At 40.3% G+C, this 25,663-nt stretch carries 24 protein-coding genes and 1 tRNA gene; 7 read left to right on the forward strand and 18 right to left on the reverse strand.

Annotation, left to right across the window (positions count from 1 at the left end; all coding sequences use genetic code 11):
- Positions 1 to 301: 301 nt before the first annotated feature.
- From pdxA to M2135_RS09085, 9 genes are all read right to left on the reverse strand, one after another.
- Entirely contained in the window at positions 302 to 1,405 is a 1,104-nt protein-coding gene (gene pdxA, locus M2135_RS09045; protein WP_280748169.1) for a 4-hydroxythreonine-4-phosphate dehydrogenase PdxA, read from the reverse strand.
- A gap of 12 nt (positions 1,406 to 1,417) precedes the next feature.
- Positions 1,418 to 2,464, reverse strand: coding sequence for a DUF4837 family protein (locus tag M2135_RS09050; RefSeq protein ID WP_280748170.1), 1,047 nt, complete (start codon positions 2,462 to 2,464; stop codon positions 1,418 to 1,420).
- 55 nt (positions 2,465 to 2,519) lie between these two features.
- On the reverse strand, positions 2,520 to 3,554 hold the full coding sequence (gene rlmN, locus M2135_RS09055) for a 23S rRNA (adenine(2503)-C(2))-methyltransferase RlmN (protein WP_280748171.1): 1,035 nt from the start codon (positions 3,552 to 3,554) through the stop codon (positions 2,520 to 2,522).
- Positions 3,555 to 3,647: 93 nt separating this feature from the next.
- Positions 3,648 to 5,783 carry a peptidylprolyl isomerase gene (locus M2135_RS09060; RefSeq protein WP_280748172.1) on the reverse strand — a complete coding sequence of 712 codons (2,136 nt, stop codon included), beginning with the start codon at positions 5,781 to 5,783 and terminating at the stop codon, positions 3,648 to 3,650.
- 97 nt (positions 5,784 to 5,880) lie between these two features.
- Entirely contained in the window at positions 5,881 to 7,134 is a 1,254-nt protein-coding gene (locus tag M2135_RS09065; RefSeq protein WP_280748173.1) for a hemolysin family protein, read from the reverse strand.
- Positions 7,131 to 7,769, reverse strand: coding sequence for an LPS export ABC transporter periplasmic protein LptC (gene lptC / locus M2135_RS09070; protein WP_280748267.1), 639 nt, complete (start codon positions 7,767 to 7,769; stop codon positions 7,131 to 7,133). The genes M2135_RS09065 and lptC overlap by 4 nt, the downstream gene beginning before the upstream one ends.
- Before the next feature lie 7 nt (positions 7,770 to 7,776).
- Positions 7,777 to 9,141: a hypothetical protein gene (locus M2135_RS09075; RefSeq protein ID WP_280748174.1), complete on the reverse strand. Its 1,365-nt coding sequence runs from the start codon at positions 9,139 to 9,141 to the stop codon at positions 7,777 to 7,779.
- Positions 9,142 to 9,172: 31 nt separating this feature from the next.
- Positions 9,173 to 10,444, reverse strand: a complete 1,272-nt coding sequence (locus M2135_RS09080) for a hypothetical protein (RefSeq protein WP_280748175.1) — start codon at positions 10,442 to 10,444, stop codon at positions 9,173 to 9,175.
- The gene (locus tag M2135_RS09085; RefSeq protein WP_280748176.1) at positions 10,431 to 11,159 is read right to left on the reverse strand and encodes a type III pantothenate kinase; all 729 of its coding nucleotides are present in this window, start codon (positions 11,157 to 11,159) and stop codon (positions 10,431 to 10,433) included. Before M2135_RS09085 ends, M2135_RS09080 begins: the two co-directional genes overlap by 14 nt.
- 512 nt (positions 11,160 to 11,671) lie before the next feature.
- Between M2135_RS09085 and cysK the strand changes: the two genes are divergently transcribed.
- Positions 11,672 to 12,619 carry a cysteine synthase A gene (gene cysK, locus M2135_RS09090; RefSeq protein WP_280748177.1) on the forward strand — a complete coding sequence of 316 codons (948 nt, stop codon included), beginning with the start codon at positions 11,672 to 11,674 and terminating at the stop codon, positions 12,617 to 12,619.
- Positions 12,620 to 12,683: 64 nt separating this feature from the next.
- On the opposite strand, the gene M2135_RS09095 is transcribed toward cysK, so the two are convergent.
- Positions 12,684 to 12,884 carry a winged helix-turn-helix domain-containing protein gene (locus M2135_RS09095; RefSeq protein ID WP_280748178.1) on the reverse strand — a complete coding sequence of 67 codons (201 nt, stop codon included), beginning with the start codon at positions 12,882 to 12,884 and terminating at the stop codon, positions 12,684 to 12,686.
- A 217-nt stretch (positions 12,885 to 13,101) separates the two neighbouring features.
- On the opposite strand from M2135_RS09095, the gene M2135_RS09100 reads away from it, so the two are divergent.
- On the forward strand, positions 13,102 to 14,166 hold the full coding sequence (locus M2135_RS09100) for a 6-bladed beta-propeller (RefSeq protein WP_280748179.1): 1,065 nt from the start codon (positions 13,102 to 13,104) through the stop codon (positions 14,164 to 14,166).
- Between the two features lie 2 nt (positions 14,167 to 14,168).
- Here M2135_RS09100 and M2135_RS09105 read toward each other — a convergent pair whose 3' ends face one another.
- From M2135_RS09105 to M2135_RS09140, 8 genes are all read right to left on the reverse strand, one after another.
- On the reverse strand, positions 14,169 to 15,443 hold the full coding sequence (locus tag M2135_RS09105; protein WP_280748180.1) for a DEAD/DEAH box helicase: 1,275 nt from the start codon (positions 15,441 to 15,443) through the stop codon (positions 14,169 to 14,171).
- 65 nt (positions 15,444 to 15,508) lie between these two features.
- Positions 15,509 to 16,327 carry a transporter substrate-binding domain-containing protein gene (locus M2135_RS09110; RefSeq protein WP_280748181.1) on the reverse strand — a complete coding sequence of 273 codons (819 nt, stop codon included), beginning with the start codon at positions 16,325 to 16,327 and terminating at the stop codon, positions 15,509 to 15,511.
- A gap of 4 nt (positions 16,328 to 16,331) precedes the next feature.
- Positions 16,332 to 18,476, reverse strand: a complete 2,145-nt coding sequence (locus M2135_RS09115) for a putative porin (RefSeq protein WP_280748182.1) — start codon at positions 18,474 to 18,476, stop codon at positions 16,332 to 16,334.
- 71 nt (positions 18,477 to 18,547) lie between these two features.
- Positions 18,548 to 19,090, reverse strand: coding sequence for a 2-oxoacid:acceptor oxidoreductase family protein (locus tag M2135_RS09120; protein WP_280748183.1), 543 nt, complete (start codon positions 19,088 to 19,090; stop codon positions 18,548 to 18,550).
- 4 nt (positions 19,091 to 19,094) lie between these two features.
- On the reverse strand, positions 19,095 to 19,859 hold the full coding sequence (locus M2135_RS09125) for a thiamine pyrophosphate-dependent enzyme (protein ID WP_280748184.1): 765 nt from the start codon (positions 19,857 to 19,859) through the stop codon (positions 19,095 to 19,097).
- A 42-nt stretch (positions 19,860 to 19,901) separates the two neighbouring features.
- Entirely contained in the window at positions 19,902 to 20,072 is a 171-nt protein-coding gene (locus M2135_RS09130) for a hypothetical protein (RefSeq protein ID WP_280748185.1), read from the reverse strand.
- Positions 20,073 to 20,079: 7 nt separating this feature from the next.
- Positions 20,080 to 21,165, reverse strand: coding sequence for a 3-methyl-2-oxobutanoate dehydrogenase subunit VorB (locus M2135_RS09135; RefSeq protein ID WP_280748186.1), 1,086 nt, complete (start codon positions 21,163 to 21,165; stop codon positions 20,080 to 20,082).
- A 3-nt stretch (positions 21,166 to 21,168) separates the two neighbouring features.
- The gene (locus tag M2135_RS09140) at positions 21,169 to 21,396 is read right to left on the reverse strand and encodes a 4Fe-4S binding protein (protein WP_280748187.1); all 228 of its coding nucleotides are present in this window, start codon (positions 21,394 to 21,396) and stop codon (positions 21,169 to 21,171) included.
- Between the two features lie 776 nt (positions 21,397 to 22,172).
- Here M2135_RS09140 and M2135_RS09145 point away from each other — a divergent pair.
- The 5 genes from M2135_RS09145 to M2135_RS09165 all read left to right on the forward strand — a co-directional run bounded on the left by M2135_RS09145 (position 22,173) and on the right by M2135_RS09165 (position 25,652).
- Positions 22,173 to 22,934, forward strand: coding sequence for a hypothetical protein (locus M2135_RS09145; RefSeq protein WP_280748188.1), 762 nt, complete (start codon positions 22,173 to 22,175; stop codon positions 22,932 to 22,934).
- Positions 22,909 to 23,286 (forward strand): GtrA family protein, encoded by a 378-nt coding sequence (locus tag M2135_RS09150; protein WP_280748189.1) that lies wholly within the window; start codon positions 22,909 to 22,911, stop codon positions 23,284 to 23,286. Before M2135_RS09145 ends, M2135_RS09150 begins: the two co-directional genes overlap by 26 nt.
- 7 nt (positions 23,287 to 23,293) lie before the next feature.
- Positions 23,294 to 24,235 (forward strand): glycosyltransferase family 2 protein, encoded by a 942-nt coding sequence (locus M2135_RS09155; RefSeq protein ID WP_280748190.1) that lies wholly within the window; start codon positions 23,294 to 23,296, stop codon positions 24,233 to 24,235.
- A 196-nt stretch (positions 24,236 to 24,431) separates the two neighbouring features.
- Positions 24,432 to 24,506 (forward strand) — tRNA-Pro (locus M2135_RS09160).
- 165 nt (positions 24,507 to 24,671) lie between these two features.
- A complete protein-coding gene (locus M2135_RS09165; RefSeq protein WP_280748191.1) occupies positions 24,672 to 25,652 on the forward strand; it encodes a hypothetical protein in 981 nt (326 codons plus the stop codon).
- The last annotated feature ends 11 nt before the right edge of the window (positions 25,653 to 25,663 follow it).

Here is a 25,663-nt window from a genome sequence, read left to right on the forward strand (position 1 = left end):
TCTGTTTTCTGTTAGAGGTACGTCTAAACAAATTTAGAGGTACCTCTAAATCGATTTAGAGGTAGGTGTAAAACATTTTAGAGGTACCTCTAACAGAAAAGTGTTCGAAACAATTCTGTTTTTTCATTACGAAGTGGTAAAAAAAGCAATGGGAGGTTGTTTGGAAATGTCAATTCTAAACAGCTTTTCAACTGACAGTCAGTACGTGTAAGGATTAAAAGGGTAGAGGGTTGAAAACAAAAAAAGATGTATGGTTTACTCCTTACATCTTTTTCTTATTTCAATATCAGCTTCGTCTTGTTTAAATATCAGCTTCTTCCTGGGTCAGATCTAATTTTTCATTATCCGCGCCTTTGTCGAAATATTGCTTTCGTAAAGGGTTTTCAGTCGCTTCACGGTATCTGATGCGATTGCGATAAATATCCAGTGCCGTATAGATTGACTGCCGGAAAGAGGCTTCAGAGGCTTTATTCTGGCCTGCAATATCGTAAGCCGTTCCATGGGCTGGGGAGGTTCGGATAACAGAAAGACCTGCGGTGTAATTCACGCCGTCTTCCATGGCTAATGCTTTGAAAGGCGTCAGTCCCTGGTCGTGATACATGGCCAGAACACCATCAAACTTACTATACATTTCAGCACCGAAGAAACCATCTGCGGCATAAGGGCCAAAAGACATCACATCTTTCTTTTCGGCTTCTTGCATGGCCGGGATAATGATCTCTTTTTCTTCCGTACCCAGTAAGCCGTCATCTCCGGCGTGAGGGTTTAGCGAGAGTACCGCAATACGCGGTTTAATTATGCCAAAATCCTGTTTGAGCGAGCGATTAAACAAAACCAGTTTTTGGGTAATATCTTCGACAGTAATTGTGGATGCCACTTTAGAAAGAGGGATATGACCTGTAACCAGTGCTACCCGCATCTGGTCATTCATCAAAATCATAAGTGCTTTTCTTCCCAATCCACCAAAGTGTTCTTCAAGATATTCGGTATGTCCAGGAAAATGAAACGCTTCGTTTTGAATGTTGTGTTTATTGATTGGTGCTGTCACTAATAGATCAATTGTTCCCTGTTTAAGATCGGCAATTGCTGTTTCCAATGCTTTAAAAGCGGCCATGCCGGCCACTTCTGTCGACTGTGCCAATTCAACTTTCGTCTCTTCATCGACACAATTGATGATATTGATACGGTTGTTGCCGGCCTCTGCAGCGTTTTTGATACTATTCATGTTTACAGCAGGCAATTCCAATGCTTTGCGGTGGAAAGCAGCAATTTTTGATGATCCGTAGATAACGGGAGTACACAACTCTGTTATACGGGTATCAGCAAATGTTTTTAGAATCACTTCGTAACCAATTCCATTGATGTCACCATGTGTGATGCCGACTTTGATCAATCCTTCTTCCATGTATATGTGTTCTTATTTTTCGTTTTTAGCAAGTTCAACAGTTGTACTTACTATCGGTTTTTCAAATTCTCCAGGTAAGCGTAATGTATATAAGGAGGCTTCGAGTCGCCTCATGTAATTTCTTTTATCGGTCTCCGGTGCATAGACAAAAGCTTCGGCAACGATGATGCGGTTACTTGTTTCATCCAAACGTGTATGGCTGACAAAAGGGCCTCCCATCATGTCTCCCTGCATGCGCCATAATCCACGTAATACACCGCAGTATTTCCCATGAACGGTTATCGGCGTATAGGAAGGTTTCAGATAATGTGTTTCTGTAGCCATATAGGACTCTGGAAAGCTGCCGGGTATATTCGCTTTTAAGACAGAATCTCTTTTATGAATCAGGTATTCTGCGGTAAAGGTATTTGGATCGGTATATGGAAAAGAATAGACAACAACATCCATCCGGCCTGTAGAAGCATTATTAGATGTCCAGAAAAAATCGGTCGTGTCTTTATAGAAATTCATATTGGTCGGAACATTCAGCATAATACCGAATTTCTCTTTGACAGTATTCATCACCGTGATATTATATTCATTTTCGAATAATGCGACTGCGCGGTTCATTTCCACATTTGTAAAAAAGTCGACTAAGATCCGCTTATTATCTAACATGAATGCCAAGAGTTCTTCACGGTTGGGCGCATTGATTGTTACTGCAACCTGCCCTTGTACCCATCGGTTGTCTTCATAGTTCATAGATACTTTTGTATACGCAGTAGGATTGATGTTTACAAGAAGAATGTTGCGGACATAGGTTAATATACCGTTAAAGTCGTTAGGCGTAACATAGGTAATACGCATGGAAGGTTCTGCTCGTGGTAATCCCAGAACGCTTGAGGTTAACTCTTCTTTTACCGCTTTTCCCGCCTCACTATTCCAGTCGGGACGTTCCATGACTACAACAATCTCGTAAGGAATACCGGTCGCTTTAGCTACAATTGAACCGGAATTACAATTACTCATCATACCGAGAAGTAAAAGCAAACTTGTAATAATTAAAATATGAGTCTTCATTTGCGTAATAATTAATAATGATACAAATGTAATTCTTTTTATTGAACAATTAGGTTTACTTGTTTTCGCTGTTTTTTGCAGTAGACAACATTCCACAGGCCGCAAATATATCTTCTCCACGGGATGTTCGTATTGTACATAAGACTCCTTTGGCATTTAATGTATCGCGGAAAGTTTCCATTTTTGTTAAGTCTGAACTTTCCAGTGCTACATTGGGGATGGCATGAAAGCGGATCAGATTAACTCTGCATGGTATCTGTTGTAATAAACCGGCCAAGGCTTCCGCATGCTGAATACTATCGTTCAGATTTTTAAAAATGATGTATTCAAAAGAGACTCTTCTCTGATGAGAAAAGTCATATTGTTTAATTAGGTTAATAATCTCTTTAGCCGGAAAGGCTTTTTCGACGGGCATCAAGGTTAATCGTTCTTCCGGAAATGGGGAATGTAGACTGACGGCTAAGTGACAATCACTTTCTTTCAGAAAACGTTGAAGTCCCTTGTTTACTCCGATGGTAGAAACTGTGATGCGTTTAGGACTCCAACCGTATCCGTAGGAGGCTGTCAGTATTTCCAACACTTTAAATAATTCATCCGTATTGTCTAATGGTTCACCCATTCCCATGAATACGATATTCGTTAAAGTGTCTGTTTCTGGCAACGCCTGAATCTGATTAAGTATTTCGTTTGCTGTGAGGTTGGCTTTGAATCCTTGTTTTCCCGTCATGCAGAATAAACAATTCATTTTGCATCCTACTTGCGATGATACACATAAGGTTGCCCTGTCGTGTGTCGGTATGTATACCGACTCTACAAAATAGTTGTTTTCAACAGGAAACAGGTACTTGATCGTTCCGTCGATGGAACGCATAGATTCAGTCGGGGATGTTATACCTACATCGAAATGATTCTCCTCCAGCCAGGTTCGTTTCGCTATCGCAATGTTTGTCATTTCAGCAATACTGGTCACTCTTTTTTTATATAACCAGTCTGCTAATTGCTTACCGGCATAAGCAGGAAGATCTGCCTGAATAGCTACTGCTTTCAGTTCGTCTAAGGTCATTCCCAACAGATGCTTTTTCTTATTCATTTCCGATGTTTAGTACAAAGATAAAAAAAGCTGCCGTATCATAGAGATACAGCAGCTTAAGAGTTGATAAAAAGTCTGTTATTTTATTGTCTTTTAATAAAAGCGAATGCGATTATCTTCAACTTTCGCTTTGTTAATTAATGATTGAACGGCCTGGAAACCATAACGATATTCATTCATTTGGTTCAGTGCTCCAACCTGTTGTGTTTCGTTGTATTCTTTGTTATCGTTATTAACGGCATATGTTTGGACTACGTATACACCGTTATTACCTATAATCGGCTCACTTGTCTGGCCGGTTTGTGAAGAAGCAACATATGCATTGACTTTAGGCTCTACACCGATACCTGTAATCCGACGGGTCTCGAATGTCACAAACTTGGCAGAATCAACAGCTGATCCCATCGCCTGTGCATAAGCACTGACCGAACTGAGATTTTTTGATTTTAATTCATTGGCTATTTTTTCTCCTTTCTTCTGAGCGATTAATTCAGTCTGGATAGTCGGAGTCACATTGGCTAATGAACGATATCCTTCTGGAATAGTTCCTTGAACAGCAGCAACGATAAACCGGTTTCCAACTTCAAAGATATCTGAAATAGCTCCTTTTTCATTCTGGAATGCCCAACGAATCACCTGACGTGAGTTAGATATCATTGCAAGTGTTTGATCACTGGCTGTAATTGTCACATCTTTGGTCACGTTATATCCAGCACCCTGAGCGTTTTCATTTATTTTGGCAATGGTGTTATTGGTCGAAATAAACTGATTCAGATCATTATAAATGTTACTGAAAGTCGTAGAACTAGGTGATACGGTCAGATCGACATCTGCCACTTTATACTTCGTTACATTGGCTGTTTTCTCTGTAACCTTAACCAGGTGTGTGCCGTATAATGATTTAACAACAGCTATTTCATTGATCGGTGTTGAGAAAACTGTTTTTTTGAATTCTTCGTTAATACCTCTTAAGGCAGTCGCTTCTGTAAACCAACCCAATTCACCACCGGCTTGTGCAGCTTGATCCATTGAAAATTGTCTAGCCAATTCAGCAAAGTCAGCACCTGTTTTCAGAACATTCTTTAAACTGTCGGCAAGAGCGGTCGTGCGTGCTTCCGTTAGACCAGCCAACATGATATGGCTGACAAATACGGAGTCGGGAGCAACGGTTTTATCAACCAATTTGAACAGTCTGTATTTATTGTTTGAAAAGAATGGACCTTCGATCGCACCGATCTCAGCAGATGTAGCAAACTGTTTCAATTCGGCATCAAATGCATTTTCAGAAAAGAAAGCATCAATGTAAGGAACCTCCGAATTTTCATTGACTATTTCAGCAATTCTGTCTGATGAGGCCAACTCTTTCTTGATCTCTTCAATTTCAGCTTGAACTTTATTATAGTCGTCTTGGCTCGGATTGATATCTACAGAGATATAATCGATGACTTTACTTTCTTTCTGTTTGTATAACTCTTTACGCTGGTTGTAGATTTTTTCTATTTCACCTTTACTCACCTGTATAGTAGAATCAGGGATAGAGTTGTAAGTTTGCATTGCAAAAACAATATCTTTACTTCCGGTAGAGGCGTTGAACGCATCTTTGGCTTCTAAGGTGTTCGCAGAAACAGCTTTACTTAACAGTGTGGTATATTTTTGCTCCAGACGTTGAAGTTTAATATTCTTTTCCCAGAACAGCCAGAAACTTCTGGCTTGCAGTAATTGCGCCTGCTGCTCTGCCGGATAAGAAGAGATATTATCGTCGTCAATGGCTTTAAGGAAGTTCAATAACGCCGTTTTATCAAATGCTCCGGTCTGAGGATCTGTAAAAAGTTGCATCTGTTGAATCATCGGAGAGATGTTTTCACCCTGCACCATGTCGAACAACTCTTCAGGCCCAACAGTCAACCCTAATTCTTCTGTTGCCTTGTTCAATACAAATTCTTGAACCATACTATCAAAGACAGACTGGCGAATCTGTGCCGTAATCTCTTCGGACAGATTTGCTGAACCGCTTTGCATTTTATAGACTTCAGACATTTCGTCTATGCGCAATTGATAGTCCTGAATATTAATAACTTCTCCGTCAATAGACGCGATTTTCTCCTGAGATTGTCTGAAATAAGTAGAACCTGAGTTTAAAAAGTCACCGATAATAAAGGCGAACAGTGCCACCCCCACAACAATCACTAATAGTCCTGCCTTGCTTCTAATTTTTTCCAGCGTAGCCATTTATCTTTTATTTGTTTAAAGTTTATAACTCCTCATTTTAAGGGCACGAAGATACAAAAAAAAGGATTTGTTCCATCAATTAATCCTTTTTTTTTGTCTAACTGTTCACTTTCATCCTTACAAGTTCTATTTTAGTAGCAGTTACCTTGACAATTTTAAATGTATATTTATCAATTTCAATGGTCTCGTTGAGTTTGGGGAATTTTTGATAATGGTGTAAAATGAATCCGGCAACAGTCACATAGTCATCGGCATCGGGAATGTCCAGGTTGAACATTTCGTTCAGGGCATCTATCTCCAGTCTTCCGGATAACAGGTATTCATCTTCTGCCACTTTCTTGGCGATATGCGATTTGATGTCATGCTCGTCTTCTATCTCTCCGAAAATTTCTTCTACCAGATCTTCCAGTGTGACAATACCTGTGGTACCTCCGAACTCATCGACGACAACAGCAAGGCTTTTTTTATCCTGCATCAAGAGTTTCATTAATTTATTCGCTGCCATCGTTTCGGGGACAATAGAGACACTGTTTATATTCTGCATGATATCCGAAGGGTGTTTAAACAGTTCGGAGGAGTGGATATACCCAACAATATCATCAATATTTTCATTATAGATAAGTATTTTGGAAAGGCCTGTCTCAATAAATTTTGCGCGCAACTCTTCAACCGAAGTCTGTGTATCGCAAGCGACAATCTCTGTACGGGGAACGATACAATCGCGCAGACGCACATTGGAAAAATCCAATGCGTTTTGAAATATTTTTACTTCGGTTTCTATTTCCGAATGTTGAGGAACATCTTCCAGGCTTTGTTGGATAAAATAATCGAGGTCGACCTTACCTAATCCCTGTTCGTTCGCCTCATTTTTTTTAACGCGCAATACCCATAAAATGCTGTGTGAAAGGAATGATGCAAATTTTGAAATCGGATATAATAGAATGTAAATAATGAATAGGGGGATCGCAAACAGATTTAATGAGAAATTGGGATTGATCCGAAAAATTGTTTTGGGAATAAATTCACCGGCAAACAGGATTAACAGGGTAGAAATAATAGACTGAATCAATACGATTAAAGCTTCGTTAGGAATAAACCGTGCGATGTAGGGTTCTAACAGAAGTGCCATTTGTAATCCATAGATAACAAGTGCGATATTATTGCCCACAAGCATGGTGGAAATAAACTGATTCGGATGACGGTAGAAAATGGATAGTAGTTGACAAGAGAGACTTTTGTTCTTTTTATCCAGTTCAAAACGCAGTTTATTTGATGAGACAAAGGCTATTTCTATGCCTGAGACAAAGGCTGAGAAAGCCAGGGATATGAATATGTAGACAAATGTGTTCAAAGGTTATCCTGTTCGGTATTGTTTGCTGTTTGAGTACTGTCAGCCGGAGCAGAGTCTTTTACTGGGAAAACACCCTGGGAGTTAAATATGCGATATTGAGACATGTTTTGATTGGATTCAAAACCAATACCGGTAATAATTTTATCTTCTTGTGTGATTTTGATATACTGATCCGAATAAATCTTTTCGTTTTCCTGATCCCAATACAATAAAGAAGTCTCGAAAAACTCTCCATTCAGATTTTCTATCTCCACATTGTTGATCGCTTTCCATAGTTTCTTTTTTTCAAAGTAATAAGCGGTATCCGCTTTTATACTTGCTTCGGTTTGGAAGAGCGTATCAAATTTCTCGACATAGACGCCTTCCGGAAAATACCAGTAAGGTTCTTCTGCTTTTCCATAAATGAACCATTCTTTGGTTACCAGCCGATAACGGGTCACTCCCGAATCGGAAATAAGTGATGCGACATCTGTCGTTTTCACCGTAAAGGTGTTTTCGGGGTCGAATACCACCTCTACCACTTCCGTTTTATCCTTTCCGCAGGAGGTAGATAATAAAAGCAACATAACAACCACTGCGATAGTGGTTGTTATGTTGGTATAAGTCGTTTTGCAATGAAAACGTTTATTGGTCATACTGTGATTATCTAACGATGGTTCGCTCGTTAATCCAACCACCGATAGTGATTGTTTTCCCTTTTTCCAAATCCGGATGCATGAAAATTTCTTCGGTAGAAGGGAGGTGGGCACGATAAGCGCTGATCAATGAGTTCGCTTCTTCTGCAACTGTAGAATCAACTTGTCTGCCTTTTTCAAACTTATCAATAGCTGTATTGTATACCACTCTTGCCATTACTCCATCATTCGGATAAACCGATTTGGCTGTTGCTGCATACATCTTTCCAATCAATAAATAAGGACTTCCGTAATTCGGATTGTTTTCGATGGCTTTTAATGCATACTGTCTGGATCTTGAATAGTTGTTTTGTTCAAACATCAACAACGCAATCATGTAATAATCATCAGCGATAGAATTCGGATCTGTATCCAGAGTAGCCGCTTCTTCAAAGTAGGTGATTGCTGTATTATAATCTTTATCACGAACAGCCTGTTTTCCTAAACCAACTGCTGATTCAGCTGTAGGTGCATTCACGTGTACGTATCTTGAAGCTGCGAAATAAGCATCGATTTCCTGGCAACGTACTCTTCTGAACAACGCTAACGTTTCACGAAGAAATTCCATGTCTGTTTTGTTGTCTTCGATTTTTGCAGCATACATATTCTGCAATGTTTCGCAATCTGCAGCGCCACTGTTTACGAATCCATTGTCGACAGCTGATTTGTAGGTAGTCAGATTTTTGATATCACGTTCTGAATTAGCTGCTTGGGCTGCTGCGATCTGTGTATCCAAGATGGCAGAACTTTTCAGGTAATCTTCCAGATATTGTTCTTTAAAACCAGGATCACTCAGTAATTGCTGGTGAGCAGAAAACATATAAAGCGAAACGGCTAGAGCTTCTGTTTTTTCACCGAACTGCTCGAGTACAGGTTTCAACCAACCATACAACACTTTCGGATCTACTTTATCACCCATGTATTGGATGTAATCCTGTGCTTTACGAGAGATAATCCAGTCGGTTCCGTAACGCGGATCATTACCGAAATATTTAACACGTTTGTCATACACAGCCATCAAATCATCCACTAATGCACTTTTTTTAGCAGGATCAGTTTCGTTACCGATTTGCCAACCAACGATTTGTACACCATACAGATAGATGTCCTTCGTCGCAGCAGGACATTCTTCATACACTATTTTCCAAAACGGATAAGCATCCGCATAGTTTTTTGCTTTTGCGTAGGGAACGAATAAACTAATGTTGGTAATACAACGTACACTGTCCTCACCAGAACCGAATTGAGTACCATTATCTACTCCCTTTTGCGCATAGGCCCCGAATACTCCTATCGAGAATCCGATGGCAATTAATAACACTTTGATTTTCATATCTATTCCTATATAAAATTAACAACTCGAATCAATCAATTTTCCGTTTAAAGAACCAGAATTCATTAAATGTGTAGTTCACTGTAAACCGAAAATATTGCTCATCAATCATCGATTTCAATTCCGGTCGTACCTTCACATATTCAAAAGAAATATTAAGTAACGAACGGTTATCAATCAATGGGAGGCCAAATCCTAAACTTGCTCCGTACTCTTTGTAGCCGTATGGGTTGTACATGTTTCCTTCCTTCATGGTGATTTCCTGGTAGGAATTGCTGTAATGTGCTCCAACACGATATCTGACGCGACTAAAATAGGCTCTGTTCATGTACTCCGGTATATACTCGGCACCGGCAGCTACGCGCATACGGTTTTTAAAATTATCCTTTTTATCAAAGAATGTAGCACTACTCCAATCTTCATATAAAAAATCTGCAGCTAACGTCAGTTTATTCTCTTTTGTATAGGATATACCTGCACCGTAAGAATGTGGTATATCAAATCGTTGTCCGGTTATGGTGTCGCTCTCCGCATTGGAGGTAGAACCTACGCTTTCAATGGAATAAGAAGTGGTATTGAGTTTGTTGGACGGCGAATAGATAAGACCCAAGGTGAAACGCTCTCTGGCGCTGATCGGGTGTGTATATTGTACACCGAAATCCAGTTTAATGTCTCTTACTTCAATACGTTCTTTCTTATATACATTATTGGCAACACTCGACGAAGGAAAAATAACATTCTGCTCATGTGTAATATTTCCAAAGAAATAGCCGACATTGGCTCCAACTGAAAGACGCTTCTTCCATATATCTATAGACAAACCAGCATACACTTCGTTTAATCCACCCGAACCAACAAAGTTTTCGGTATAGCTTAAATCTCCGTTAGTGATCTGATCGCCAAACTTATATCCGACATACGAATAAGGCAACATTCCTATACTCATCGCCATCCACCGGGTTATCGGAAATTGCATAGCAACATATTCAAAATTTCCATTGACATTCTTTCGGCTGTTCGCTCCATCGTCAAACCATGAAACTTGTCCGGCTGCACCAAAATCGAAAAGAAATGTTAATGAATCCATGCTGGTATAAGACGCCGGATTCATCGGATTTATTTGTTTAGAAGATCGTAACCCGATTCCTACACCTCCCATTGCTCTTCCGGCTCCAAACGACCGATCTGCCAACTCTCCATACCCAAATCGTGTATATGGCGAATTGGTATTATTTTGCGCATGTAATGATAACTGAGTGAATATAAGAATACTTATAATTACTACCTTATTAATTTTCAACATTATACTCTAAGATTCTGTTTAATCCCATCAACACTAAATTAATGTCTGCAAAGATGCAGTTTTTTAGTCGTCTTTCAAAATAAAACGAATGACCTCCTGTTAAAAAAACCAAAAGATCGGGATATTTTGCTTTCAGTTTATCGATATATCCATCCATTTCGAAAATAATTCCATGTACAACGCCTGCTTGAATAGCCGAACGGGTGTTTACTCCGATCAATGGAACCTCTTCTTTTTCGTTTACCAACGGTAATTTCTTTGTAAACTCATGCAGTGCCCTGAAGCGTGTTGTCATTCCCGGGGAGATGTTCCCGCCCAGATACAGTCCGGAAGCCTCAATGACTTCATACGTAATTGCTGTTCCGGCATCGATCACCAGGATGTCTTTTCCGGGTTGCAGGTAATTCGCCCCGACGGCCGCTGCCAGACGGTCTTTTCCTAACGTTTCCGGCGTTTCATACCCGATTGTAATCGGTAAAGAGACATGTTCGTTCAGCAAAATGAATGCAGGTAATTTCTCTTTTAAAAACAGAATGACATCATCACTGATTCCGGTTACAGTCGACAGTATACCGTTTGTCGGACTATACGTTTCAAGCAATGAGGTGACAACACTCAGGTCAAATACGTTATAGGTAAGCGAGACTTCCAACTGTCCCTTATTGTATATTCCAACTTTTGTCGATGTATTACCTTGCTCGATAATCAGATTCACTTCGCTGAATTTTACGGCAAAGAAAAACAAAATTGGTGATAAATAGATCAATACGGCTGGTAATTTTTGTCAAAAAGCTAAGTTCATACCGGTTATTTAAATATTCTTTAGGATGGAAGCCTGTCAGTTTTAAAAAATGTAAATCGATAGTCGTTATAAAATGGAATAACAACAAAATTCCCTTAGGCAATACATGTCAAGAGAGAACCAAATCAAAAATCGTCACGTCGCTGTCGGTTTATTTGAGGCATCATAAACACTTTTTTGTTAGAGGTACCTCTAAATAATTTTAGACGTACCTCTAAACGGATTTAGACGTACCTCTAAATTGTTTTAGACGTACCTCTAACAGAAAACAGAGGTAGGTGTCACAGAAAAGTGTTTTTTATGGAACAAAAAAACCGACAGCATGTTGTATTATAATCGTTATATTTGTACAAAGAAACGATCCATGTAGCGGATTTTTTTTTGATACCTCCTCTGAAAATCAGGTATAATATAAAAAAATCATTATGACACAGTATGCAAAACAATTAACTGATTTTATCGGCCGTACTCCTTTATTGGAGTTGTCCCGTTTTAATGCAGCCAATAAATTGGATGCGGTTTTGGTGGCCAAACTGGAGTGTTTTAATCCGGGAGGAAGTGTGAAAGATCGTATCGCTTTAGCGATGATTGAAGATGCGGAATCAAAAGGTTTGTTGAAGCCGGGTTCTACAATAATCGAACCGACCAGTGGAAATACAGGGATCGGTTTAGCACTTGTTTCAGCCATAAAAGGATATACATTAATTCTTACGATGCCCGAGACAATGAGCCTGGAACGCAGGAATTTGTTAAAAGCATTGGGAGCACAATTGGCATTAACACCCGGAGAAGAAGGGATGAAAGGGGCGATAGCCAAAGCGGAAGCTTTACGTCTGCAGATCCCGGATGCCGTCATATTGCAGCAGTTTGAACATCCGGCTAATCCGATGGTACATAGGCATACTACGGCCGAAGAGATCTGGAAAGAGACCAACGGCGAAGTGGCTGTTTTTGTGGCGGGAGTAGGAACGGGCGGAACAGTGAGTGGGGTAGGTGTGGGATTGAAAAAGTATAATCCGGCTATTCGTATTGTAGCAGTGGAACCGGCCGACTCTCCTGTATTGTCGGGAGGAAATCCGGGGCCGCACAAGATTCAGGGTATAGGAGCCGGTTTTGTTCCAAAGAATTATCATCCGGAAGTCATCGATCAAATCATTCGGGTTAGTAATGATGATGCGATTCGTACCAGTCGTGATCTGGCTCGAAAGGAAGGACTTTTGGTCGGTATTTCATCGGGAGCAGCAGCTTATGCGGCTGTTCAGTTGGCAAAATTACCGGAATATAAAGGGAAGACTATCGTGACATTATTGCCTGATACCGGAGAACGTTATCTCTCCACGGTGTTGTATGCTTTTGATGATTATCCATTATAAAAAGCGAGTCCGGTCTGAAATGCAGACCGGACTCGTTTTTTTCTATTTATCAGTTATACATCTGTTAAACTAATTCGACATACAATATGCCATTTTGATTGTTGAAACGGATTTTATTTTCCCGTGCCAGCCATCCTAACGCCATGAAAATATGGGATTCACTCCAATGGGTTAATTCTCCGATTTTACGGATAGAGGTGCTCCTTTTTTCGGCCAATATCTGCCACACCCGCCCTGCATTTCTGCCTACATCATTCTTTTCCATATAATACAAGATTTTGATTTCGCTTAAAACTAATAAAAATAACCATATAAATCAAGCCTTTTGAGATGTTTTTATCCGAAAACATCGTTTTTCTGTGTTATAACAAGAAAAAGACCGTTTTGTTCATTGTTTTTGTTTTTCTTGTTCATGATATTCAATAAATAGCTGTTTCTTTCGTTTCTACAAAGTAGAAGCGTTTAATTGAATAGATGGAGCGATGAAGCGAACTTTTGGAATTTTATTGGTGGTGCTGGCCATAGGCTGTGCAAAAACAATCTATGAGCGGGTAAATAATGATGTTGTAAAAACGTTTATGACGGGAGTCTTATCGGATATCGCTGATGAGGTTATTGCTATTCCATTGGAACTGCCTGAGGGTGAGTTTATAGAAAAGGTCAGGAGTGTACGAAAAGAAGGGAATAACCTGTTTCTGATCAGTAACGAGGTGCTTTATCGTTTCGACAAAGCAGGTAAATTTATTTGCCGCATAACGAATCCGGAAGAGATTCAGGTAGCCGGTTATGTTGTTTATCAAACCAAACGCGAATTGATTGTTTTAGGGAATAAAGATGATATTTTTTACTATTCGTATGATGGGGTTTTATTGGAGAAGAAAAAATTAAAGAGTGATTTTCAGCATCATCAGATGTCGTCGGTTGCGCTTTACCGAGACCGGATATGGAGTATGGAGGAGTACGCATCGATTGATGCGGATACCGGCAGTCTACGTATAGAGAAGGCTGTGGTCGAATACGATACCTCATTCAACAAAATCACTACGCGTTCGTTATCACCTGTTGATTTGGGCAGAGCACAATTTGCTCAGGTGTATCCTATTCCGCGGTTAGCTGTTGCTGATCATTCCGGGATGCTCTATGCCTATGTGCCTTCTACGACCGATGAGTATTTATTGCAAGACACATTATCTCTGAAAAATCGTTGGGAAGATGCCACCCGAGATGCCTGGCAAGAGCAGATGGTGTCTCTGTTTCCTTTCTGTTTGGGTAGTCGTTTCTGGATCGCAAATTATCAACAGAACGGAGATCAGTCTTTAAATTATTCTTATTGTTATGATTTTAAAAACGATATTTCCTGGCAGAAAAGTGAGGGTTGGAGAGATGATTTTTATCAAACAGGCATGATTAATGATCTGGATTCGATCGATATCTATAATCATTCCTATTGTTTTTTTAAAACGGGAAAGGAGTTGGAAACCTCTTTCCCGGATAAGGAGAACGAATTGCAAGCAGTCTTGTTTATCGTAAAAATAAAACAGGCCTGATATCAGGCCTTCTTTTGGGGTTTTCCGGTCTTGTTTTTGTTGGAAGGATTGTTTTTTTGACCGGCAGGTCTTTTTGTTGTTCGTGAATGACTCCCTTTTTTTCGGAACTGTCTATATTTCTCCGGTTCATATAAGGGGACTTCTCCGAATTTAGTATCGATAGGTATTTTATAGACCTCTTTTTCCAGAAAGTCCTCTATCCGTTTAAATTGCGCTTGCTCTTCTACAGAGACGAAAGTGATAGCCACTCCGGCTCCGTCGGTTCCCCGGGCTGTTCTTCCTATACGGTGGACATAATCTTCCGGATCATGCGGTATATCAAAATTAACGACCAATGTGATATCATTAATATCTATGCCGCGCGAAACAACATCGGTGGCAACAAGAATATCGATCCGGCCGTTTTTGAATTCTTTCATCACCTCTTCCCGTTGTGCCTGTTCCAGATCGGAATGCATGGCGGCAACATTAAACTTCATACGTTTGAGCGTCGAAGCTAACTCTTTTACCTTTAATTTAGAGGAAGAAAAAATGATCACCCGCTTCGGTTTACTTTGCGAGAAGAGATCTTCCAAAATCGGCAATTTCTGCATATCATAACAGATATAGGCCGTTTGCATAATCGATTCGGGCGGGCGTGAAATGGCTATTTTGATCTCTTCAGGATTTTTCAGAATCGTTTTTGCCAATGTGCGGATCTTAGGAGGCATAGTGGCTGAAAACATGATGACCTGACAGGAGGCTGGCAGTTGTTTGTATACCTGCATGATGTCGTCATAAAATCCCATATCCAACATTCGGTCGGCTTCGTCTAAAACAAAAAAGGAGACTTGGGATAAGTCGACTGTGCCTAATTTAATGTGAGATAACAGTCGTCCGGGGGTGGCTATAACAATATCGGCACCCATTTCAAGACCTCGCTTTTGCTGTTCCCAGGTAACCCCGTCGGTACCTCCGTAAACAGCTACAGCAGAGACAGGGATGAAGTAAGTAAATCCTTCGATCTGTTGATCGATTTGTTGAGCCAATTCACGGGTAGGTGCCATAATAATGGCATTCACTGCGTGATCAGGATGTTGATTTTTGCTTAATTCGTTAATAATTGGCAATACAAAGGCGGCTGTTTTCCCAGTTCCTGTTTGTGCACATGCGATAAGGTCGTGACCTTCTAAAATAACTGGAATTGTAAGTTCTTGGATGGGAGTTGTTTCTATAAAATTCATGGCATCAAGTCCATCCAATACATCATCTTCCAGTTTCAGTTCATCAAATCTCATTATACGATTAATTTTTGGTAAAGATAGATAAAATTCAATAATGTGAGCGGGAAACCGTCTTTTGGTTATGGATAATAGCGTTTATAGATTTTATTGTATACGCCATTTTTGCGTATCTGACGCATCCAGGAGTTTAAACTATCGAGTAAGACAGGCGAATCTTTCCGGACTGCCCATGACTGTAATTGAGTGAAACTGATATCGGTATCAATATCAATTTCAGGGAACTGTTTTTTTGACTTCAATGCAATTTGCTGATCGCATACGACATAGTCGATATCTCCTTTGGCCACCATAATAATGAGTTGTTCGGAAGAGTATACCTTATCTTCTACAATATAAATCGTATCTCCAATTTCATGTTCCAGGTTACGGATACGTAGTATGGCCGGAGAGTTTTCAGGGATATAGAGTGTCTTTCCCGCCAGATCTAATTGATTACGGATAGGAGGGATGTTGTTATTGGCTTTTGCTGTCCGCTGAACAAGTACCTGTTTATTCAGAACAATAGGATCGGTAAAAAGATAAAGTTCCCGGTTTTCGATCGTCACTGGTATATTTTGAGCAATGATATCACACTGTTGTGTCGTTAATTGATCAAAGCTTTTTGTCAGACTCATTTCCAGTTGAATTTGAACTTCCAATCCTGATACCTGCGCGATGGCCTGTGCCAGTTCGTATTGAAAACCTTCGATGGTATCTCCAGAAATATAGTATCCTGATTGATTATATTCGGTGACCATCCGTAGAACTCCTTCTTGGCGGATTTCCTCATAATCTCTTGGTGATATCGTTTTGTTTTTAAGATACCAAAGCATTATCATACTGATTACGGCAAGAAATAGTAATACGATATAAACCGTAAAAAGTTTTTTGAAACGCATGCGATTAATTATTGAAATTTACGGAAATACCGATCTTGATAACCATCGGATCTAACGGGTAGTTTGGCAATGAGAAGTAATTGGGATCAACGAATTTGGATCCGACATTATAGGCCATCACAAAAAAACGAGCCTGTTTCAAGTGTAAATTGGCATAGGCATTAATAAGCGGATAGCTGCCTATCTTTTGTCTTCCAGGATGCGCCTGAAAGTCAAATCCGTTTTCCGGTTGTAATTGAAACTGCATGGTGGCCGGTTCGTAATAAGGCGCGTAATAATCGGTATGATAATATAAGTTGGCTCCCAGTTGAACGGTTAAAACCGACACAGGCTTAAATACCACATACATATTAGAGTATACGCTTACTTGCGGAAGGGGGAGTATCTCTTTTTTGCTGGTATATTGATAAACCGCTTCGTTCTCCCAACCGAAAGCACGGTAATGAAAATCTTGTTTTAGTCGTGCTGTGATGATTTGTATATCGTTTTCGTATTGATTCGGATGTCCTGTCTGATCGAAATAAACATAGTTGGTCAGACTGGTCACTCCTGCGGATAGTTGAGTTTTGGAACTTTCCAGATCGATTGTTCCTCCGGCATATACCCGCTTTTCATTTTTTAATTTGTAATCCCACTGAAAATAGCGCGAACGGTTGTGGCGGTAAAAGAATGCCGGAGTCAAATTGTTGATATAGCCATCCAAGCGTATGCCGGCTTCTTTTTTGAAAAGTGAAAATTTGGTCTGTATTTCACCATTCAAACGGAATTCTCCGATGTCGTCGCCCACGACACAAAGTTCTCCTCTGGCATTGTAAGTCAATACACTTCCTCTTCGTTTGGATAATTCTGCTCCGAGGTAAGTCGAGAATTCATCAAACTTCTCGAATACCTCATAATTTGTTAAATCTTCCGGATAACTTGGTTTTACAGTTGGATTTTCCGGATCAATCGATAATATGGACGGATTTTCGGGACCTATTGGCTGTAGTTTAAACTGGCGTTTCTCCATATTGACAAAGGCTGTTAAACCAAATTTGGCCCAGTCCTGAAAGCCTTCACGAAGGGATAAAGCAAATGTGTTGGATAATTTCCAGCTTTCGGCACGGTCGTTCAATGCAGCTGTATCTTGTCGGTAGATATATGGATATTCATAGTCAATATTTCGTGTGTTTTCTCCCGATCCGACATAGGCTCGCCGCCGGTTATCTTCGTAATTGATGGTATGAATGATACTTGATACCGGTACAAATACATTGATATCTATCGGATTCCCCTCTTCATCTACTGTTTCCCCTATTGTGCGGTGAAATCCTAAGTTGTAACGATGAGTTAGGTAAAACTGTTTACCACGCACCCGGTTGATATAATTGTAAAGGCGGGTTTTGATTCCTTTACTGGTAGGCGATTTATCATCCGCAATGGTATCCGGATTGGTGATGTATCCAATATTTCTTATCCCTCCATTTTCGTGGAGTGCAAAATGGTAGTTACGGACAAAAGCATTCATCTCGTAGCGATCCGATCGATAACTCCCGAAAAAGCGGTAAGTAAGTAATTTGTTTCCGTTAGAAGCGTAATGTCCCCGACTGAAAATATAATCCATTTCTGCTCCGACATTTATTTTTTTGCTGAAGTTAGAGGTTAAAACCCCTTTCAGATGGTCTGCTTTCGCGTCGCTTCCGCCTCCAAATGTATAGAGGATGTTGGTATAAGGTACTTTGGTATCGTAGAAACAGGCGTTTTTGTCGTCAATGATATAATAATCGAATGGGTCGGCAAACATAAAATCACGAGCCTCCTTTCGTTCGTTGAATATTTTGGATTGGGCGCCCGAGCCAAAATTGGCCAAATAGCCGACAGCCACTGAGTTTGATTCCACCAATGTCCGGTTACTGGAATTGAATATCCCGGTATCTATCGGTACCACATAAGCCTCTCCCAATAAAGGGGTTAAGCGATAGGCGATCGTGTTTTGAGTACGTATGGCCGCGCTATCCGCAAAAAGAAGACTATCTGGAATCTCTGTGTCGGAAGAAGTCAGGTCTTGAAGAGAGAAAGCACTTCGTTCGCCCAAATCTCCGCCTTGTTGAGCATCAACAGAAGAAACACCCAATAGGAGTAAAAGCAATATATTCAAGCAATGCTTCATGGGTTGCAAATATAGAATAAAAAGGGCGTTCTTCCGTAAGAAACGCCCCTCTTTATCATCTTTTTACAAGTTTACACTTTCTGAATGATTTCCATACCCTTTTTAATCGCCGCTTCATTCATAGGGATGAGTTTATGGTGGCGTTCAGGTAAAGATTTCTTTAATCCCAGGAGTACATTTTCGAGTTTAACCATCGGAACGATCTTCAGCATACCTCCCAGGATCAGCATATTGAATGCTTTTTCGTTTTTCATCTCGGTAGCAGCATCCATCGCATCCACACGATATACGTTGATATCCGTTCTTTTTACGGGTGTATGAATGCCATAACCGTCGTAGATTAGTATGCCTCCGGGTTTGACCTTACTCTCAAATTTATCCATGGAAGGCTGATTCAGAATAATGGCGATATCGTATGCATTGAGAATCGGCGAACTGATCGGATCGTCACTGACGATGACTGTGACATTCGCTGTTCCTCCACGTTGTTCAGGGCCATACGACGGCATCCAGGTGACCTCTTTTCCTTCCATCAATCCGGAGTAGGCAAGTATTTTCCCCATGGATAATACCCCTTGTCCTCCAAAACCTGCTATAATTATTTCCTGCTTCATGTGATTAGTCGTTATTTTTTAAGTCTCCCAGCGGATAAAACGGGAACATATTCTCTTCCATCCATTTATTGGCTTTTTCCGGTGTGGTTTTCCAGCCCGATGAACAGGTTGAGACAAATTCAACAATCGAAGTTCCTTTTCCGGCCATCGCATTTTCAAATGCTTTGCGAAGCATTTTCTTGGCTTTACGAACTGCGGCTGCCGTATGAACACTCTGACGGGTCACCAGACAGGTTCCCTCCAGTTGTGCCAATAGATTGGTTATTTTTAAAGGGTAACCATTCAATGCGATATCACGTCCGTAAGGGGTCGTCGATGTAGGCATCCCCTCTAACGTGGTCGGAGCCATTTGTCCGCCTGTCATTCCGTAAATGGCATTATTGACAAAGACGATAACGATGTTTTCTCCCCGGTTGGAGGCATGAATCGTTTCAGCCGTACCGATTGCAGCAAGGTCTCCGTCGCCCTGATAGGTAAAGACCATTTTATCCGGATTTAACCGTTTGGCAGCTGTAGCTACAGCCGGTGCGCGTCCGTGAGCCGCTTCGATCCAGTCGATGTCCAGGTAGTTGTAAGCAAAGACTGCACATCCTACCGGAGAAACACCAATTGTCTGATCTTCAAGCCCCATATCGGCAATCACCTCTGCGATGAGTTTATGAATCACCCCGTGGCTACAGCCGGGGCAATAGTGCATCGGATTGTTATTCATTAATCCGGGTTTATCGTATACGAGATTTTCCGGTTTAATTATTTCGTTGAGTTCCATATATTAAAATGTAAATTATATGTTAAATAGATCATCCCATTCTTATCCGAAATACCGGAGTACATATTGCACGATTCGCAGCACCACCGCAAATCCACCTAAAGCCAAAAATACGGTGCGATCACTAACTGCAAAATAACAGACTACAGCCGCAATGGCCAGTACCATAAAAATCAGTGTAAAGACTTCATCTAATCTGCTTCCTCGTTGCATGGGATTTCTATTTATTGATTATTTTATCTTTTAAAGCAACTAAAATTTCATCCGGTGTGAAGACGATTCCGCCCAGACGTCCGAAGTGTTCCACTTTTACTTTTCCGTTTACAGCCAAGCGAACATCTTCAACCATCTGACCGGCATTTAACTCGACAGATAACATCCCTTTCACTTTGTCGGCATACCCACCAATGGCATTCGAAGGGAAAGGCCATAAAGTGATCGGGCGAAGTAATCCCAGTTTAATCCCTTCCGCACGGGCGTTTTCTACCGCTTTTTGGCAAATACGAGCGGAAGAGCCGAAGGCCACTAACAAATAGTCGGCATCTTCGCATAGAAACTCTTCGTAGCGTACTTCATTTTCTTCGATCTGACGGTATTTAGCCTGGAAGCGCAGGTTGTTCTCTTCCATCGCTGCCGGATCCAGTTCCAACGATGTCACCACATTGCGATCGCGGTTGTTTTTCTTTCCACGAGCGGCCCATGGCGATTCTTCATAGATCTCACTTTCTGTTTTACGCGGACGTAGTGGAGGAAGCGTTACTTTTTCCATCATTTGTCCGATAATACCATCGGCAAGGATCATAGAAGGGTTTGAATATTTAAAGGCCAAGTCAAAACCTAATCCGACAAAGTCGGCCATTTCCTGTACTGAAGACGGAGCTAATGTGATGAGGCGGTAATCGCCATGTCCTCCTCCTTTTACTGTCTGGAAATAATCGGCCTGGCTGGGTTGTATGGTTCCTAATCCAGGTCCACCACGCATAATATTTACAATCAGGCAAGGCAATTCTGCACCTGCAATGTAGGATATCCCTTCTAATTTCAGGCTGATACCCGGACTGGAGGATGAAGTCAATACCCGTTTGCCGGTCGCAGCACCTCCATAAACCATGTTAATAGCGGCCACTTCACTTTCTGCCTGTAAAACCACCATGCCGGTTGTCTTCCAAGGCATTTCGGCCATTAACGTTTCAAGGATCTCCGATTGCGGAGTGATCGGATAACCAAAATACCCGTCGGCTCCATATCGTATGGCTGCGTATGCAATCGCCTCGTTACCTTTTAATAGTTTTATCTCTTCTGCCATCGCTTAAATTTTTACTTTATAAATTGTCAGACAACCGTCGGGACATACCAATCCACAACTTGCACAACCGATACATTCGTCCGGCTTTTTCATATACACATAATGGTATCCTTTGTTGTTAACCTCACGCGGATGCAATTCCAATACATCCGTAGGGCAAGCCACGACACAGAGGTTGCACCCTTTGCATCGTTCGGTGTTAACAACAACAGTTCCTCTTATTTTTGCCATAATTCGCTTATATTTAATGCTTCTTAGTATTCTATCGCTTAAAAAGACGGACAAAGTTAGCAAATTCTTTCTATTCAATCTGTTTTTTCAATGAGTTATCCGCACAATTTCGGATAAAGGAGCGATTGGTCATCTCTTTTTGATGACTGTTTTGTTGGTGTAGATTTAGTTGGGGTGACTGTGTCGTTTTATAGTTAAAAACAAGAAAAATGTGATAAAAATAAAACGAAATGCATTTTTTGCTAACTCATTCTTTTGTTGTTTTTGATCAACCAGGAGCCTTTTTTGAGTGTTTTAGGCAAAAGATAGGTTGTATTTGATTTTTTGAACTGCATCATCCGTTCTTTTTATCGGAATGATTTTTAAAAAGATGCAGATAGTCTTGGAGAAACATCTAAATACTTTGAGTAAACCATTTAGATGATTTTTTTGAGGGGCTGAAATAGCTGAAAAAACAGATTCAAAAGCGGTTGTTTTTCTCCAGAATAGTTCATTTTTCAGATCGTGAAAAATGAGTGATACAACTTGAATATCAATACTTGAGTCGTAAATAAACCCCCAAATCCTTGCGCTTTTTACGGACAGGTTTGTCTTGGTGCTCAAATAGACGAGTATTGAAGGGGGTAAAATAACAATTTGTTCAAATTGTCAAAATGTAACTTCAGCTTTAATCGAGTTAAAAAACGGTTTATAGATCGATTTTTCGTTATTAAAGAAAAAGCCGTACCTTTGTTCTGCATCTTATTTTTAAGAAGTAGATTCTAAATAAAAGGTTTATGGGGAAAGAAGAGGGTGATGTGTTTAAACAGTTTCGGGAGTCTTTTGATAAAATGGAAGGTCATTTCCATATTTTGGAACAACGTATTCCTGTAAAAGAACAGATGGCGTATTTTAAGAATTCCGAACAAATGCGTAAGGATAATGCATTGACACCCCCTTTGGATGACGAGGAGAGTGAAGTTCTTTTTAATTTACTTCAACTGGAAAGTACGACTAAAGCGGAGAAAAAAGAGTTGTTGACTACGCTTGCAATCTCAAAATCGATTAAAGCATATCGCTTACTGCAGGAGTATGTGCAATCTCCCGATCCGGAAGTCAAAGACTGGGCGTATATGGCCTTAATGGAATCCCGTATCTCTTTGGAGTCGGAATTATCTGATGAAAAGCAAATCTATATATCAACCGGTTTAGGCGGCAGAGACGGAAAGTTGCGTTTTTATATCCTCATCTTGTCGAAAGATAAAAAGCCTTTTGAAGAGTACCAGCGCCAGGTGATCGAACGCGAATTTGCTTACTACTTGCCGAAAGATGATTGTGAGATCGAACGGTTGGATGTGATGGAACAGTATGTTGAACTACTTTTTTTGATCCCTGTCAAAGCGGATATCAAAGGCATACTGGATAATGTTATTAATGAATGTAATCAGTATGGCAATTTCCTTTCAGATGCTTTTACGATCACCAATGTAAAGGAGTTGACCAAAGAAGAAGTAGCGGAAATTATCGAAAAAGATGGAGACGATCAAGCAGGCGATTAAGTATGGTATTGTGGGGGTGAGCAATACTGTTATTACTGCGATTGTTATATGGATAATGATGCGGATTGTTGGATGCTCGGATGTTTTATCGAATGCCATAGGTTATGCGGCAGGGGTTGTCAATAGTTTTATCTGGAATAAGCAGTGGACTTTTCAGAGTTCGGCTGGATGGATCCGTAGTGGTATCCGGTTTATAATTGTTTTTGGGATCTGTTATCTGTTGCAGTTGGGTTTATTGATTTATTTGAATAAACATCTGATGATCGATTCGTATTATAATCAGCTTATTGCGATGGCTTTTTATACGGTGATTAACTTTATACTGAATAAATTCTATACGTTTAAACCATAAATATATAATGAAAAAACTATCGGTGATAGTGCCTTGCTACAACGAAGAACTGGTGATTGCTGAGTCTTACCGGCGTACCAGAAAAGTGTTGTCCGCCATACCTAATCCTACGGAAATCATCTATATAAATGATGGAAGTAAGGATAATACGCGTGTATTGTTGAATGAAATCGCCTCCTCTGATCCTGAAGTAAAAGTGATTCATTTTTCCCGTAATTTCGGACATCAGCCGGCAGTAACCGCCGGCATAAATAATTGTGATGCTGATCTGGCTTTGATATTGGATGCCGATATGCAAGACCCTCCGGAATTGATTCCTGCGATTATGGCATTGCAGGAAGAAAAAGAGGCCAATGTGGTCTATTGTGTGCGAAAATCCCGTGAGGGTGATGGATGGTTTAAGCGGCTTTCGGCGAAACTGTTTTATCGCTTTATGAATGCCATGAGCGAAGTTCAATTTCCGGTAGATACAGGTGATTTTCGTTTGATTGACCGCAAAGTGATGGATCAGTTTAATAGCCTGAAAGAAAAAGGGAAGTATATTCGTGGGTTGATCAGCTGGATTGGTTTTAAGCAGGTTCCATTTTATTATGAACGTGAAGCACGGGTAGCTGGTGAAACAAAGTATCCTTTACGGAAAATGTTACGGTTTGCTTCTACAGCACTGATCTATTTTTCTAAAAAACCGTTGAAGCTTGTGATGGGTTTGGGATTTACGGCGGTATTGGTCGGATTGCTATTGACTACATGGATTACATTAGGGAAATTATATGGTTTCAGCAATGCTGAATCGGGTTGGTCTTCTATTGTGACCATCATTGTCTTTTTTGGCGGTGTGCAGCTTATCACCATTGGCGTACTGGGGCAATACATAGGCACTCTTTTTGATGAAATCAAATCGCGTCCGGAATATATTATTGACGAGAAGGAAAATTTTAAAAACGATTAGCCTGAACAGGTTGAAAAAGTATAAAACATTAAAACAAGTCGCTGTAGAATAGGGTTGTCTTAGTGCGGAAGAGTTTGATCAATGAGGCGATCCTTCTAAAATGGTCGGTAAAATCTGAAAAAAACAGTGAAATAATTTTGCTTTTTCAAATAAAACCCTACCTTTGCACCGCATTCGGAAAGAACATCTGAATATTCGGGGTGTAGCGCAGTCCGGTTAGCGCACCTGCTTTGGGAGCAGGGGGTCCCAGGTTCGAATCCTGGTACCCCGACAAAAAATAGCTTGTAATGAAATAATTACAGGCTATTTTTGTTTATTTAATTAGTTTTGACCATTTTTGTATGGAAATTTCATACAGTCTCTATTGTACCTGGACACTTTAATTAGGCTATAGCATAGACTTATTTTTATAGTAAGACAATAAAAAAGTACCATTATGAATAAGTTATCTCTTTTATCTATTCTCATATTGATGTTGTTGGTCAGTTGTGAAACGCATCTTAGTCGCTCTGTTATAGAGCCTTTGACTGTAGAGGAGATCCAGTCGGTATTGGCTGAAGATCCATCGTTTGAAGAAACTTACCGAACTATAAAACTGATCAGGGATACTTATCTGACCTCGGAGTTGGAGCAGGCTATATTTGCCGATTTGACTTATAAACGGTTGATTGATTATCTGAAATTGACTTCCGATACGCTAAAAATGGCGCAAGTGCAAGATTCTATTCTAATAGATTGGGAGTATGATTACGGATTCTATTTAGCCAAATTGGATTCGGTCATTAATTATTGGGAGGGTTATAAAAGAAGCCATTCTTTGAATAAATATGTAGAGATCGAATTGGAACGCATCAATAGGGATTATTATCCATATAGCAGAGAGGTTAGAAAAACGAATTTAGGGTTTCGGATTACTCCGATAAGTGGTAAGGTAGAGCGGATTGTCTTTGGTTATAAGATCGTTGAGAAAGGCAATGAGGAGGCTTCTTCTTTATCCGATTACACCAGATGCCAGTCTTCAACTTCTTTTTCTGCACCGGTACTAAGGTATTGGGAGGCCAGTAGAGCTGATCTGGAAATATTATCCGATAAATCGGTAGAAGCATTGTTGAGCGACTATACGCTCTATGTTAATGTAGAGGAGATTAAAATAGATGGTCAGACAATGAGTGTGAATAATTTGCAGATGCCCGAATCGGTAGAGAACTATTATAAGTACAAAGACCGGAGTGAGTTTCTGAGAAAAAAATATGCCGAAGATCTGATCAAGGAAGAGGTTTATAGCGATTATATTTCCGAATCATTGTATACCTTAAATGCCTATGATAGTTATTTGAAACAGCGAGATCCTTTAGCCTATCGATTTCTCGGATTATTGAAAGAAGAGGATATGTTGTACGATCTTCCAAATCTCTGAAAAAGAATAAG

It is taken from the genome of Parabacteroides sp. PF5-9 (assembly GCF_029893105.1).
Taxonomy (GTDB): domain Bacteria; phylum Bacteroidota; class Bacteroidia; order Bacteroidales; family Tannerellaceae; genus JARXWG01.

Bases quoted from the DNA above. Each gene is read 5' to 3' on its own strand.
- pdxA (WP_280748169.1), bottom strand. From the start codon at position 1,405: ATGGAAGAAGGATTGATCAAAGTCGGCATCACACATGGTGACATCAAT.
- M2135_RS09050 (WP_280748170.1), bottom strand. From the start codon at position 2,464: ATGAAGACTCATATTTTAATTATTACAAGTTTGCTTTTACTTCTCGGT.
- rlmN (WP_280748171.1), bottom strand. From the start codon at position 3,554: ATGAATAAGAAAAAGCATCTGTTGGGAATGACCTTAGACGAACTGAAA.
- M2135_RS09060 (WP_280748172.1), bottom strand. From the start codon at position 5,783: ATGGCTACGCTGGAAAAAATTAGAAGCAAGGCAGGACTATTAGTGATT.
- lptC (WP_280748267.1), bottom strand. From the start codon at position 7,769: ATGACCAATAAACGTTTTCATTGCAAAACGACTTATACCAACATAACA.
- M2135_RS09075 (WP_280748174.1), bottom strand. From the start codon at position 9,141: ATGAAAATCAAAGTGTTATTAATTGCCATCGGATTCTCGATAGGAGTA.
- M2135_RS09080 (WP_280748175.1), bottom strand. From the start codon at position 10,444: ATGTTGAAAATTAATAAGGTAGTAATTATAAGTATTCTTATATTCACT.
- cysK (WP_280748177.1), top strand. From the start codon at position 11,672: ATGACACAGTATGCAAAACAATTAACTGATTTTATCGGCCGTACTCCT.
- M2135_RS09095 (WP_280748178.1), bottom strand. From the start codon at position 12,884: ATGGAAAAGAATGATGTAGGCAGAAATGCAGGGCGGGTGTGGCAGATA.
- M2135_RS09100 (WP_280748179.1), top strand. From the start codon at position 13,102: ATGAAGCGAACTTTTGGAATTTTATTGGTGGTGCTGGCCATAGGCTGT.
- M2135_RS09105 (WP_280748180.1), bottom strand. From the start codon at position 15,443: ATGAGATTTGATGAACTGAAACTGGAAGATGATGTATTGGATGGACTT.
- M2135_RS09110 (WP_280748181.1), bottom strand. From the start codon at position 16,327: ATGCGTTTCAAAAAACTTTTTACGGTTTATATCGTATTACTATTTCTT.
- M2135_RS09115 (WP_280748182.1), bottom strand. From the start codon at position 18,476: ATGAAGCATTGCTTGAATATATTGCTTTTACTCCTATTGGGTGTTTCT.
- M2135_RS09120 (WP_280748183.1), bottom strand. From the start codon at position 19,090: ATGAAGCAGGAAATAATTATAGCAGGTTTTGGAGGACAAGGGGTATTA.
- M2135_RS09125 (WP_280748184.1), bottom strand. From the start codon at position 19,859: ATGGAACTCAACGAAATAATTAAACCGGAAAATCTCGTATACGATAAA.
- M2135_RS09130 (WP_280748185.1), bottom strand. From the start codon at position 20,072: ATGCAACGAGGAAGCAGATTAGATGAAGTCTTTACACTGATTTTTATG.
- M2135_RS09135 (WP_280748186.1), bottom strand. From the start codon at position 21,165: ATGGCAGAAGAGATAAAACTATTAAAAGGTAACGAGGCGATTGCATAC.
- M2135_RS09140 (WP_280748187.1), bottom strand. From the start codon at position 21,396: ATGGCAAAAATAAGAGGAACTGTTGTTGTTAACACCGAACGATGCAAA.
- M2135_RS09145 (WP_280748188.1), top strand. From the start codon at position 22,173: ATGGGGAAAGAAGAGGGTGATGTGTTTAAACAGTTTCGGGAGTCTTTT.
- M2135_RS09150 (WP_280748189.1), top strand. From the start codon at position 22,909: ATGGAGACGATCAAGCAGGCGATTAAGTATGGTATTGTGGGGGTGAGC.
- M2135_RS09155 (WP_280748190.1), top strand. From the start codon at position 23,294: ATGAAAAAACTATCGGTGATAGTGCCTTGCTACAACGAAGAACTGGTG.
- M2135_RS09165 (WP_280748191.1), top strand. From the start codon at position 24,672: ATGAATAAGTTATCTCTTTTATCTATTCTCATATTGATGTTGTTGGTC.